The organism is Microcoleus sp. F4-D5 (genome assembly GCF_036704885.1).
Taxonomy (GTDB): Bacteria; Cyanobacteriota; Cyanobacteriia; order Cyanobacteriales; family Microcoleaceae; genus Microcoleus.
Genome location: NZ_JAUBSX010000124.1, coordinates 585 through 12,965 on the forward strand (window position 1 = coordinate 585; position 12,381 = coordinate 12,965).

Below are 12,381 nucleotides of genomic sequence, written 5' to 3' on the forward strand. Positions count from 1 at the left end.
TAGGTATTGAGCGTGGGGGTCGGCTGCGGCTACGTGCGCGTTTATCGCCGCCGTTACCTCGCTGTCGCGGGCGATCGCAGAGGGAATGTCCGCATCCGTGAGGGCTACCGTGCTTTGCCTGTACCGCGCATCCCCTTCAGATTGCAGTAGGTATTGAGCGTGGGGGTCGGCTGCGGCTACGTGCGCGTTTATCGCCGCCGTTACCTCGCTGTCGCGGGCGATCGGTTGAGGTATTTGCGGCTCAGTAATCGGATTGTTAAGCATCAGATAATTCAGATAATCACGATTTCGGTAACGTTTACGCTTGTGGCGCTGCTTGTGCTTCTCATTACTGCGGGCCCTTGCCACGGGGCGGCTGCCGAATCTTCAAAATATCCCCCCGGCAGTAGCTCAGCCGTAAAAGCGGTTGCCGAAATAGTTGTGCCGTAAGCAAATAGCGCGTTAGCGGTTCCGTCGTTAAAAACAATTAACCCGCGCCTATTTTTGGTCGCACTTCGATCCGGCACAATTGTGGTAGTTGCAGTTGTCAGTGCAAATTCCGTTAAAGTGATTGCGTTAGAAAATTCTACTTGTTGCTGCTGCTGTTGTTGGCCGGGATTAAATAAAGTCATTGATTAAAAATTATCAATTGCGTTTTTTAGTTGTACGTCCGAAACTTCGACATATCGCATTAATGACGACAGGCTTCTGTGACCCGTCAGTCGTTGAATAAGTTTTACATCGCACCCTTGCTCGTTCAAGCGAGTAATGAATCCACGCCGCGCAGAATACAGGCTAAATCCTTGGTTTTCAAGCCCGGCCTTTTTTACCGCGCGCCTAAAAGCTTTGTCTACGGCTTGTCGGCTCAAATGCTTGTCAGAGCGATACAAAGAAGGGAATAAGAATCCCGATTCCGGCGGTTGGTAAGCAGCAAGCATTAGTTTAAGCGCTCTGTGAATAGATAATTCGCGAGTTTGCCTATCTTTGCGGTTAGCTGCCGGATACACCACTGTGTCGCGCGGTTGGCGCGTTGCTGAGTTTTGGTAAATATTGGCAACATCTATCCGCAAAATTGCTTCTGGCCTTTCGCCAGTGTACCAAGATATCCCTAAAAAGAGTTTATAAACATCCGCTGTAAATTGGTTGCTGATTTGATTAAAAGTTGTCTGGCATAGCGGCGTAGCTTGCCCAAATCTTAAAATTTTCACAGTTGCTCTTTCCGTGCGAATACTTAGCAATCAGCAACCATTTAGGCGCTTCATTTAGTCTAGCAGCCGGAACGGTTGATTTTTGGTTGTTTGATTTTTTTAAACAGTTGCTCTTTTATCTATTTCAGCAACTTCTTAAGAATTTCGCAACCCAACATTGAGCTAATAAATCTTACTTAAACTGGGAAAGTAAGATTATTAAAATTATTATTTATGGCGGATCATACTTCCGGTGCTGGCGCTTCAGTCAGCGGAAAATCTCACGCCAATCCTGAAGGCCCGGCGAGTAAGGAGCGCTACACCTACGGAATTCTGGCACTGTTGGAGCAAGAAGAAAATAACCTAACAAGAATTACCGAACGCACTGACAAAGTAACAATCACTGCAAATTTATCAACGAAAACCGCTTCTATTGACTTGCTCTTAAATGTGGTGGCAGCCAACGCCGCAGGTGGTAACACTACCTACTCTGCAACTCATTACTTAACCGGCTCCACATTCACCAGCGGCACTGGCGGCGACAGCAGCGCCCCCAATTTGGCACAAGCAGCAATGGAAGGGGTAATCGCTCTCAAACTTTTGGAACTCGACCCCGCGCGAAAATTACAGCCGGGAAAAACCGTAATTACGCGGTGCACTCACACCCTAGCAGCGAGCGGCGGGAGCAATGCCACATTTAGCGCTTTGTTGGAATTCCCGATCGAAGTAATCAGCTTGCCCGGTGGCGGCAGCGTAATTGAAGGAAAAGTATTTCTAAACTGATGGCAGAAAATCAATTAGAAAACACTAAAACTTTTCGCCGCAGTATTACATCTGCTGACGGTACGGGAATTATTGAAATTCTAAATTGTGCTGATAGTTTTGCAGAGTACAGCGCTTTGTCAAATTCTTACTACTTAGGCAAAAGCTTTTATTTAGAAGCATTTAGCGGTGCAGTTTATTTACCTTCTTATCAGCAAGCGCCATTCCCCGAAATATTTCCGGAGATGAATGCAGCAGAAAAAATTGCTGCAATGCTTGCTATTGAAGAAGAATACCCATTTACGGGGATAAGATTCCACGCGAGGAAAGGCACAGGCACGTGGTCAACCCTAGCCACTGCAAGATTGCAAAATAAGGGAAGGGAAATCACAATTCCCTTTACAATTCCCTACCTTACAATCAATCAATTAAAACTTTTAAGCCCCGACGATAGACTCGGAATTTCTATCATCAATTACGGACATGGGGTACTTGGCGCAGGCGATTATATCAATTTAGAAGGCGATTTTAGATACAACATCGACCTGATTGCAAAACCGCAAGTAAGGACAATTGGTGCCGGATTGCCTTACGGAATCGATATTCCCGCTGGAGCTCCGACGCGGTTCAGAACTGCCAACGCAAACCGCGCCATCCTGTACGCCACAAACACGGGAAATACTCCCATTTGGATTGCTGGCAATTCTAGCGTTGCCGTTGGCGCGGGAATTTATTTAGCCCCCAACGGCGGGGGAAATTTGACAGAGCAAACACTGACGGGCGAGCTTTGGGCGATCGCAGAAGGCAGCACTTCTCGAATTGCCGGGGTAGAGGCAAGTTATGTCTAGAGTGAGCTCCAAATCTTCTTTGTCGCCTTCCGCCACGAGGGGGTCAAGCGCGATCGACCTCGGCAAGGATAGCGGCGTTGACATGGGAAGGAAAGCACAACCATCGGTAACTAGCGGTGGCATTGGCGTTACTCAAGAGGTCGCCAACATTGGAGGGATGACTGTCACCGGTGGCGTTAGCGTCGAACTTAGCCCGGTTGCCATCAACATCAGCGCCAACCCTTCAGAAAATTCTATTTCAATTAGCGGCAGTGCCGAACTCCCAGGAGGCATTTTAGGAATTAGCGGCGGGACAACTATTGACACCAGTACAGGGGAAATATTAGGGGGAAGTATTGGGGGAGAAATTGGAGGGTTAGGAATTAATCTTTCTTCTGATGAGGGGAATGTGGGCGTTGAATTTACTTTGCAAATTCCCGGTACACCCGTGGAAATAGGGATTGGATTTGGATTTCCAAAAAAAGAGGTTCTGCCATCGTCGCCTCCCTCATCACCATCGCCTAACATAGGATTTCCAGCCGAGGATATTATCCCTTTATTAGACGACGATAAATGTTATCACTGTGTAGTTTTAATGCACCCTTGGATACAGAGAGAGTATGGTTGGAATCCGCCGCCAAACCAATTTATTCGCGCATCACTAGAAGAGGAAGGGCATGGGGGCGGTGTTTGGTCTAACAACCAGATTAGGGAATTCGCTGTTCGGGATATTCCATTACCCAGGGGGAGAACTCCGGCATACATTGAATCACACATCCCACCTGCTAATACATACGATGCTTATTGGTATCCACATCGTACAAGCTTTAAGGCAAATTTTAAAGCATGGGCATTGCTCAACAATACTTTGCAAATTCTTGTACCAGATGGATATAAATACAATCAAGAACTGCATTTACCTTTTGCTGTACAAAGTTACTCAGGGGCGGCTATCAAGCAATATTTAAATTTACGAACGGCGGCTGAAGTGTGGGACGTTTCTATATATGAAATTCCCTGTGGCTCTAGTAGTTCTCCTGACCTACCAAAAAGAATTACTCCGTCTGTTCCATTGTCTCCGGCTCCGACTCCTTTCCCAAACCCGCCACCAAGGAGGCAAAACGTGGATCAATGTTGCTGTGATAATTTGCGTTTAACGCGCTTAATGTATACAAAACTAGGGCTTGCCAGATTCCCCGGCGAGTTGCCCGCAACCATTATTCAAGAAGTACCAAAAGAAGGCGAAGAACCCGCAGAACCGCCGCAGGAACCAATTCCAGATTTAGTAAGCTTGCTGGATTGGATGTTCAAGCGTGACGACGAACGCTGGGGACAGTGGGTAGTTCAAATAGATGTCAAAGACGCTGACGTTACGAAAGAAGGCGACCAAAGCAAGCAAATTAAGTTTCCAAATTTGGCTGAATCTGTTGCCGAAATAGAAGGGCAAATATTATCGCTGTCAACTAACGTTGACGCGCTAGTCGCTATTACAACAAAGAACCTTGTTGAGTCGGGACTAGCTCGACAAGAAGCGATTAAAGGATATTTAGCAGCCAAGTCAATTATCAAGTACATGGCATTTAAAAGCACGGAAATTGATGTCACCGTGCCTCTGTGTTTTACCCCTGGAGCCGAAACAATACACGGATTAATTGAAGAATCCGAAATTCACCTTAAAGGATTGGATTACACCGAGAAAGAAACTTTGCGCGATATCTTTCTAGATTTGCTGCAAGCGGCCGCCATTGTTCGCGCCGTACACTGGCAGCGAATTGATACTAAGAAGGATACAAAATCTCAATTGTTGGGGATTTTGAAAGGGTCTCTTGATTTGGCAAATTCAATTAAAAATCCAACAAGACCGACAGACGGCAGCGAAGAACAAAAGCCTAAAGAAGATTTTGAAGACTTCCTCGATAATGCCGAAGATGGATTTAGAAATGTAACAGGCATTACCGATATGCAAAATCCATACGGTAAAACGCCAGACCGCCGCCCTCGCATTCGACAAATTGGCGACAATATTGCACAAGCCGGAGGGAATAACTAATGGCAACTGCTCAAGCCATCCCCAAAATAGGGATGATTTTAAAAGATTTAGCGTCTCGAAAAATTCGTTCGAGTTCTACTGGTGGAAATCTTATCAGAACGTGGTCTGCTTCCTCAATTACTACTTCCAGTAACGGCGGATTTCTAGAAACTATTATTAATGGAGCCGTGCGCTTCGGGAATTTTTTAATATCGGCAATTACCAGCGCAATTTCATTTAGCTTTACAAAACTTTGGAGCTGGATTGTCGGTGGCGTTCAATTCCTTTACAACTTTGACTGGAATATGAGCGACACCGCCATAGACAAGCAAATAGAGGGATTGTGGAATTCCTTTGGGGGCATTTTGGGCGGCGCTGTTGGGCGGGCAATTGGCTGGTTGGGATGCGGGGTAGTTCCAGCCGCGACGGTTTTTAGTTTTAACCAATCGCTTGGCACTCATTTATTGAAGGAAGTTGGTGAGCAAGCTTTGGATGAGATGCTTGACGCTGCTAGCGAAGTGATTAACGCCGGATTTCGCATGGGAACTCAGGCAACTTTTTTATGGTTGTACAAAGATGTGCGGCGAGCTCTTAAAGACCCCAACAATATTTTTGGGCAAGGACTGCGGGCTGTTTTGGGTTCGGGAACAGTTGATAACTGGGGAACGGGCGAATCGTGGACGATCGCCAAAGCGGTAGAGGACAAAATTGAATCAATTCCTAATGCCTTCTGGCGGAATTTTTCCGAGGAAATGTTTGAGGAAGGGTCAGAAGCCTGCATAGAAGCGGGTTTCGCAGTTGCCGGCGGCATTGACGCTTGGCTCGCCCAGCAGGCAATGGAAAGGAATTCATTGCTTGGAGCCGATCGCACGGTGGAAATTACGCCCGATCGCTCGGCCCCTGACGAACGGATTATTCTCAGCGGGCCTGAAGCTGTACTCAGACCTGTAATTGTTCAGACTCTGGCAACCCATCAAATGCTCGGCAACCGAGATGTTGGAGTATTGATTAACGGAACGCCAACGGATGACTACATTACTCCTGGCGTACAAGAACGCCGCTTAATGATTGAATTTCGCGAAAAAACGGCTCCCCCGTGGAAAATGCCTAACGGGAAAAAAGCTCGCCGTAGGCACATAACAATTCCCGATATTAAGCGCGGTCTGACGTGGGACGAAGTAAAACTTGCCGCCAAACAGTACACCAGCGGCCAACGGCTCGTTACCGCGCGGCTCAACAACGGCCGCCAGATGCAGTGTTATGCCAGCACTGAAAACGAGGGAATCCAGAAAATCAAGGAACTCTTGAGATTATCAACGGCTGAAATCTTGCCCAACGGCGTCCGCGATTCTGGCTACACCGACCCGACCCCGCGCCGGCGAGAACTACCTTACCTTGTTTACCCTTCTAAAGCGGTTTTAATTTGGCGGCGGCGGGCGGTTGACTTGCAAGGTAGAGAAGATATAGCGGGCAACACCTGGGAAGAACAACGGATCGAATTTGATTTGTGGCCAGACAAAGAGCCACCAACCTTGAAACCTTTAGGCTAAACATGGCTTAACAAAAATTTACACTGACTAAAATCCAGTTGTAAAAGATTTGGCGCAACCCTAGGGCTGCGCCAAATCTTTTACAGCTCAAACCTTTACTAGATAAAGGTTTGAGGCGTTGACACTTTGAGGGGGAAAACTTAAGGTGAAGTTACCAAACAAAACCTCAAGATTTTAGAATTTTTATGGCTCGCACCAGTTTTCTCGTTAAATATAAAGATAAAGGTCAGGCAGGCACCGGCACCGATTTTTACCGGACAACCTGCAGTTGTATTCCTAGGGTTGCCAAATTTCTTAACATTGACACCAAGGAATACATACCAAACGATACCGATCTAGTCGATCGCGCCGGTTACACTCGCACTTATGTAAAACCTGACGGCACGGACGGCACTGTAACAGTAGCAGAAGGTAAGAGAACCTACCTTGCTAGCGGCAAACCGGGTGCGCGCACTATTATTCTTACAACTGGTAGGAAAACATCTAAAGGTAATCGCCGCAAGCTTTCCTTTACTTTTCCCAGTTATTTGGGAATTGCTGAAATTGGAGACGTTTTGGGAGATTTGATTCCTGCTGCAAAAGTTAACCGCACCGGAAACACAGGAGATGCTGATATTTTTCCGTATTTTACTGTTAAAGGTGGCGGCACATACCCTATTCCTCTACAAACGGTAGCAGAAGGAACTACAGATACCGACGCCGCTGGAACTCCGGCCGACGAAGTGACAATTTTGGCAGGAACCAAAAGCCGCAAGAAAAAGGCCGTAGCACCTCCAACTCCTTAACCATGATTTTTAGGCGGTTGCAGTTTTTTAAACACGCCGCCTAATTATTGCAAACTTAAAAATGAGTCTTGATAGCGAATCAAATTGGCAAATTATTTACAATCAGTTTCACGCCGCTGTGGGTGAAAATCCAATTGATAAAATATTGATTCCCGGAGTTTTTGCTCAACACACAATTAGAGCTTATTGTCTCTCTCTTGGAGCTAAGCCTCATTGGTGGTTAGGGGGGAGGCTAGTACATTTGATTGGTAATACAGGACCAGACTTTGAGGTATCGCGCTGGACAGTTCCTTTAAAAGTACGGACTTTAATAAGGCTTCCTGAATTAACTCCTCTTTATCGCCTTAAATTTGAGCCGGCCCGCTGGCACAAAGAAATAGCAATAGTAGTTGAAAGCTACATCGAGCCAGAATAGAGTGTTTTTATGAATTGGACAAATATACTAGCCAATTTAGCGGCGTTGTGCGCTGTGCTCGCGTTCATTTGGAAAGGCTCTCGAATAGTTGAAAAAGCCATTAGTGATTCAGCGGTTTCAAAAGCTGAAGCCGAAACTAGAGCAAGAGAATCTGAAGCTAGAGCGCGTGCTGACAGAGCAAGATTTGAAACGCTTTGGTCAATCGTTGAAATTCACGGTGAAGTGCTTAACGACGTTCAAGTTCACCTTTCTTTACCTCCGGGAGAGAGAGAAGAAAGAGAGTTTCACGTTAGGAGTAGCACAACTAGATTAGAAAAAAAAGCCATTGAAAGATTGGCGTCGCACCGCACGGATTTCACTTGAGCAAAAAATATCTTAAAGTAATGCGAAATGCTTTTGTTTTTACTATTTACTGTTTGGCTATTGGCGTTTTACTGTTGGTTGTGGCAGCCATAGGTTTAGTCGCCGTACACAGAAGCGCTATGGATTTAGTCCCCGTACTAGCACCTGTACTAGCAGGGCTGACCGGATTGCTAGTTTCGCCCCCCAAGCAATCACAATGACTGTTCGAGAAGCCAATCAATTGCTTGCTGATAGCAAAGCAACTCAAGATAAGTTATTAGAATGCCTGGAAGATTTATCCAAGGAATACGGATACATCCAAGGAATGACAATTGCTAATCTTAGAGATTTAGTGGCTGGCAAAAAAACTCTTGCTGAAATTCAAGAATTAATTGACCAGCTTAAACAAAAATTAAAATCGCTAAAATAAAATGCACAAACTAATTTTTACAATGCAATTAGCTCAATCCTCAAAGCTAATTTACGGTAACTTGCAACTTGTATATCCTGACGGGCGGGCGATCGACTACGTGGCAACTTCCGGCTGTGCAGATTATCAACGCCCTGGTGATGAGTGGGTACGCGGGAAAGGCCCAATCCCAGCGGGGGAATATGAAATTCCCAGTGAGGGTTACTGGCTAGATACGCGGGGGGTAGAAGGGCTATTTTTTCACATCACTCCCGACCCCGTGATTTCAATTCACGGTATGCGCGCCGAGCTTGGGATACATTTTGATGCAAATATGCCCGGCACTGCCGGTTGTATCGGAGTGGTAAGGCAGTTTGGGTGGCGACGTTTGTGCGATCGGCTCGCGTCGATCGCCAATTTGGGCGTGAAGAGTTTACCTCTAACTGTAAAGTATTGATTTGTCTACAGTGTCTACAGCGTTTGTAGACGCTGATTATTGATCCCTGATAGGGTTTTGGGTAGCCCCCGCAATTTCAATCCCTAATAGGGATGGCTGAGGGCGGCTGGAGGCCCGCGCTCAGTATGCAGCGCTTATTCCCAGCCATCACGATAATATCATTGGGGATTCCGTACAGCACTTGCTCCCTTTGAACGGTAAAATAAAATGCCAATTGCTTTTTGATGCCGTCAGCTAGACTGCGGCTTTAACTTGAGCCGCTCAAAAACGGATACAATCCCCAGACTCCTGTCGTGGAGAGATCAAAATTTTAGACCAAGGTTCAATCTCCCAAATTCATCTGTGGAGTAAATCTAAAATCTAAAATCTAAAATCTAAAATCGACTGACTGTAGTTCCCCCGTGCCGGCAAGGCGACGGGATTGCCCGCAAAAATTTATATGATCTCCAGTAACGACTTTCGACCAGGTGTTTCAATTGAATGGAATAACGGCGTGTGGCGGGTTATCGAATTCCTCCACGTCAAGCCAGGAAAAGGCTCGGCTTTTGTGCGGACAAAATTAAAAAACGTCCAAACCGGAAACGTAGTAGAACAAACCTTCCGGGCGGGCGAGACAATGCCTCAAGCCAACCTGGAAAAGAGCGTGATGCAGCATACCTATAAAGAGGGCGACGAGTTCGTCTTTATGGATATGGAAACTTACGAGGAAAGTCGCCTCAATGCCAAGCAAATAGGCGATCGTGTCAAGTACCTCACTGAAGGGATGGAAGTCAATATCCTTCGCTGGAACGACCAAATCCTAGAAGTGGAACTGCCCAACTCGGTTGTCTTGGAAGTGACACAAACCGATCCAGGAGTCAAAGGAGATACTGCCACCGGCGGCAGCAAACCCGCTATCCTCTCCACCGGAGCTCAGATTATGGTGCCTCTATTTATTTCCATTGGAGAACGGATTCGGATTGATACTCGTGAAGACAAGTACCTCGGCCGAGAGTAGAAACGACGGAGGAAAAGGGAGTTTTTAGTTTTTAGTTCTGAGTTAAAGAATTCAAAATTCAATACTCATCGCTCACAGCTTAAAAACTGTCCCTTTTGCCTCCAAACTCGGTGAATTCTCCTAGCTTCGCCGGATTCGGAATTTTCAGTTTTCAATTTTCAATTCTTAATTACCCTTGAATCTGCTGTGCAACTAGACTTAAACCAGCTTTGCGAACTGCTAACTGTATTAGACAAAACAGGCATTTCGGAACTGACATTAAAAAGTGGGGATCTTGAACTGACTGTACGCAAAGGCATTCTGGCAAGCTCACCAGACACCGCGGCCGCTATCCCTGCAGCCGTGGGGACTGTCGCTCCGATCGCGTTGGGCGCTGTTGCTAGCCCCACCTTAGCGTCACCTCCTGCTGTCGCTCAAAATGCAGGATCGGCTCTGGCTGAGACCCCTGCCGCCACACCTGCCGCCGTGCCTGCTGCCGTGACTGCTCCTGTCGATACCAAATGGGTGCCAATTATCTCGCCGATGGTAGGAACCTTTTACCGCGCTGCGGCTCCCGACGAGCCGCCTTTTGTCAATGTGGGCGATCGCATCAAGGTCAACCAGACAGTCTGTATTATCGAAGCGATGAAGCTGATGAACGAGATTGATGCTGATGAAGTGTCCGGTCAAGTGATGGAAATTTTAGTTCAAAATGGCGAACCTGTCGAATACGGTCAAGTGTTGATGCGAATTAATCCGGATTGAAGGATTACTTTATTGTTATGGACAGAATAAATGCTAATATTTCCCGATCACTTCTCTCCGGTGAGTTTGATGAAGTCATCCCAGCCTGTCCCGCAAGAGGTTGTGCAACAAGTTGCTGAGTATTTCAGTATTTTGAGCGAGCCAATGCGTTTACGAATTTTGAACTTACTTCGCGACGGCGAAAAATGCGTGCAAGAATTGGTGGAAGCTACTCAAACGAGTCAAGCCAATGTTTCTAAGCACCTAAAACTCATGCTCCAAGCTGGAATCCTCACTCGCCGGAGTGAAGGGACTTCAGCCTATTATAAGGTGCAAGACGAGTTAATTTTCGAGCTGTGTAATATGGTGTGCGATCGGCTTGCCACCCGGATCGAACAGCAAGCCCTACACTTTCGGGCATTTAGCATGACTACCAAGCACTGAAAATTAGTTGCCATTCCTCCATCCTCAGTCCTCAGTCATGAGTCATCAGTTATCAATTCCTATTCTCGGCCTTGAGACCGATGACTAATGACTTGTAACTAATGACTCATAATTACTAAAGGGGAAAGTTTTTGTCAAAGCTTTGGCGGGTACTCGGCTGAGCCACCTCCAAACCTTCGCCGCCTAAAAGTTCTAAAGGCTTGCCTTCCACCGAAATCCAAACCTTGGTATTAGGTTTTAAACTCGTAGCCGTATAGATAACTTGCCCTAACCGGCTTGTCATTGAGGTGCTGCCTCCCCCCGAAGTAAATTCGGCAGACAAATCGACATAAACTCCGTCATTCTTGACACTCAAACTCCGCAGTTTTGTCCCCTTAGGAATTTCGCTAGAAACAGTTGCATCCTTGGGCCCGGTCAACAAACTGTTAAAAGCAGCTTGTAAAGTTGCATCAGGCTTGTCAGCTTTTTTGACAGCTACTGGCGTAGGAACTCCCTCAAATTTGCCACTGGCATCTTTAACCCAGTAGACTTGCACTGTCTGGATATCAGTCTGCTGCAAAGGCTTTGGCTGCGACGGCTTGGGCGTCTGAACCTGCGGAGCCAGAGCCTGCGGCGTCTGAACCTGCGGCGTCTGAACCTGGGGCGTTTGAACCTGGGGCGTCTGAACCTGCGGCACTTGTACAGGAGTTGGAGGGGGTACGGGGATAATTACAGCAGGGGATTCCACAGGACTTGGGGACAGCGGCGGAGCAGTAGTCTGAGCAGAAGACTGCGTATCTGCGGAGGTTGGCGAACGGTTCGCGGTCCACCAGGCAATGCCTCCTCCCGCCAGTAAAGCCAACCCGCAAACACCGGCAATGACGGCTGTGGAGACGCGGCGTACTTCTTGTCCATCTTTCATAATACAAATTCTCCTTACAGATAGAGCGCTTGGGACGGTGAGGAGCGACTCCCGATCAGCTACATTTGTCTATGGTTAGATTCTGGAATTGACACAATTGCATTGCTGCTAGCGAACACTTTATAGCAAGCCCAACATATTCTGAATCCGACTATTGGAATCCTAGACCATAATGTAAGATTTTGCCCGTGGAGTATGTCACAGTATCTCGATCGGCCTATTGGCTATATTCTATAGTAATCCTAAAAAAAAAATTAAAGGATAAAGGAATAAGAAAAAAGGAAGAAGGAAGGCAAAGGATGGATATAACGGAGGTAAGGGGGGTAACGGAGTTAACAGATAAAAGGAAGAAGGGTGCTGAGAAAAATCAATTCGCCCAAACAAAAAGCGCCCCTAGTAATAGGGGCGCTTTTTGTTATTAATCAAAAGCTAAAACTTAGCCGTTGATAGAAGGAGCAACCATTGCTACGGGAGTTGTCTCACCAGCAGCCAAGTCAAGCGGGAAGTTGTGAGCGTTGCGCTCGTGCATTACTTCCATACCCAAGTTAGCGCGGTTGATGACATCAGCCCAAGT

Annotated in this window: 17 protein-coding genes and 1 pseudogene; 13 read left to right on the forward strand and 5 right to left on the reverse strand. The window is 46.8% G+C overall.

The features are described 5' to 3' along the window. The 3 genes from QUA80_RS31540 to QUA80_RS31550 all read right to left on the reverse strand — a co-directional run. Nucleotides 1-264: hypothetical protein (locus tag QUA80_RS31540; protein WP_333428870.1), on the reverse strand; the 264-nt coding region annotated here is incomplete at its 3' end. Between the two features lie 8 nt (nucleotides 265-272). Beyond that, the gene (locus QUA80_RS31545; protein WP_333428871.1) at nucleotides 273-611 is read right to left on the reverse strand and encodes a hypothetical protein; all 339 of its coding nucleotides are present in this window, start codon (nucleotides 609-611) and stop codon (nucleotides 273-275) included. Between the two features lie 3 nt (nucleotides 612-614). Beyond that, nucleotides 615-1,187 carry a tyrosine-type recombinase/integrase gene (locus QUA80_RS31550; protein WP_333428872.1) on the reverse strand — a complete coding sequence of 191 codons (573 nt, stop codon included), beginning with the start codon at nucleotides 1,185-1,187 and terminating at the stop codon, nucleotides 615-617. A 213-nt stretch (nucleotides 1,188-1,400) separates the two neighbouring features. Here QUA80_RS31550 and QUA80_RS31555 point away from each other — a divergent pair, with 213 nt between their 5' ends. The 13 genes from QUA80_RS31555 (at nucleotide 1,401) to QUA80_RS31615 (ending at nucleotide 10,906) form a co-directional block, all read left to right on the forward strand. Next, the gene (locus QUA80_RS31555; RefSeq protein WP_333428873.1) at nucleotides 1,401-1,949 is read left to right on the forward strand and encodes a hypothetical protein; all 549 of its coding nucleotides are present in this window, start codon (nucleotides 1,401-1,403) and stop codon (nucleotides 1,947-1,949) included. Next, the gene (locus tag QUA80_RS31560) at nucleotides 1,949-2,776 is read left to right on the forward strand and encodes a hypothetical protein (protein WP_333428874.1); all 828 of its coding nucleotides are present in this window, start codon (nucleotides 1,949-1,951) and stop codon (nucleotides 2,774-2,776) included. Before QUA80_RS31555 ends, QUA80_RS31560 begins: the two co-directional genes overlap by 1 nt. Next, the gene (locus QUA80_RS31565; RefSeq protein WP_333428875.1) at nucleotides 2,769-4,805 is read left to right on the forward strand and encodes a hypothetical protein; all 2,037 of its coding nucleotides are present in this window, start codon (nucleotides 2,769-2,771) and stop codon (nucleotides 4,803-4,805) included. Before QUA80_RS31560 ends, QUA80_RS31565 begins: the two co-directional genes overlap by 8 nt. Next, nucleotides 4,805-6,334, forward strand: coding sequence for a hypothetical protein (locus QUA80_RS31570; protein WP_333428876.1), 1,530 nt, complete (start codon nucleotides 4,805-4,807; stop codon nucleotides 6,332-6,334). Before QUA80_RS31565 ends, QUA80_RS31570 begins: the two co-directional genes overlap by 1 nt. Before the next feature lie 185 nt (nucleotides 6,335-6,519). After that, nucleotides 6,520-7,119 carry a hypothetical protein gene (locus tag QUA80_RS31575; protein ID WP_333428877.1) on the forward strand — a complete coding sequence of 200 codons (600 nt, stop codon included), beginning with the start codon at nucleotides 6,520-6,522 and terminating at the stop codon, nucleotides 7,117-7,119. Nucleotides 7,120-7,180: 61 nt separating this feature from the next. Beyond that, on the forward strand, nucleotides 7,181-7,534 hold the full coding sequence (locus tag QUA80_RS31580) for a hypothetical protein (RefSeq protein WP_333428878.1): 354 nt from the start codon (nucleotides 7,181-7,183) through the stop codon (nucleotides 7,532-7,534). 9 nt (nucleotides 7,535-7,543) lie between these two features. Then, entirely contained in the window at nucleotides 7,544-7,897 is a 354-nt protein-coding gene (locus tag QUA80_RS31585) for a hypothetical protein (RefSeq protein WP_333428879.1), read from the forward strand. A gap of 20 nt (nucleotides 7,898-7,917) precedes the next feature. Next, entirely contained in the window at nucleotides 7,918-8,097 is a 180-nt protein-coding gene (locus QUA80_RS31590; protein ID WP_333428880.1) for a hypothetical protein, read from the forward strand. Next, complete coding sequence (locus tag QUA80_RS31595) at nucleotides 8,094-8,306, forward strand: hypothetical protein (protein ID WP_333428881.1); 213 nt, start codon at nucleotides 8,094-8,096, stop codon at nucleotides 8,304-8,306. Before QUA80_RS31590 ends, QUA80_RS31595 begins: the two co-directional genes overlap by 4 nt. Nucleotide 8,307: 1 nt before the next feature. Then, nucleotides 8,308-8,742: a hypothetical protein gene (locus QUA80_RS31600; protein ID WP_333428882.1), complete on the forward strand. Its 435-nt coding sequence runs from the start codon at nucleotides 8,308-8,310 to the stop codon at nucleotides 8,740-8,742. Between the two features lie 439 nt (nucleotides 8,743-9,181). Then, nucleotides 9,182-9,739: an elongation factor P gene (efp, locus tag QUA80_RS31605; protein WP_333243992.1), complete on the forward strand. Its 558-nt coding sequence runs from the start codon at nucleotides 9,182-9,184 to the stop codon at nucleotides 9,737-9,739. A 186-nt stretch (nucleotides 9,740-9,925) separates the two neighbouring features. Beyond that, nucleotides 9,926-10,483: an acetyl-CoA carboxylase biotin carboxyl carrier protein gene (gene accB / locus QUA80_RS31610; protein WP_333428883.1), complete on the forward strand. Its 558-nt coding sequence runs from the start codon at nucleotides 9,926-9,928 to the stop codon at nucleotides 10,481-10,483. A 30-nt stretch (nucleotides 10,484-10,513) separates the two neighbouring features. Further along, entirely contained in the window at nucleotides 10,514-10,906 is a 393-nt protein-coding gene (locus QUA80_RS31615) for a metalloregulator ArsR/SmtB family transcription factor (RefSeq protein WP_333428884.1), read from the forward strand. A gap of 115 nt (nucleotides 10,907-11,021) precedes the next feature. Here the strand turns inward: QUA80_RS31615 and QUA80_RS31620 are convergent, their stop codons facing one another. Both QUA80_RS31620 and QUA80_RS31625 read right to left on the reverse strand, forming a co-directional pair. After that, entirely contained in the window at nucleotides 11,022-11,807 is a 786-nt protein-coding gene (locus QUA80_RS31620) for a GerMN domain-containing protein (protein WP_333428885.1), read from the reverse strand. Between the two features lie 436 nt (nucleotides 11,808-12,243). Beyond that, nucleotides 12,244-12,381, reverse strand: a pseudogene (locus tag QUA80_RS31625) (photosystem II q(b) protein); the annotation flags it as partial.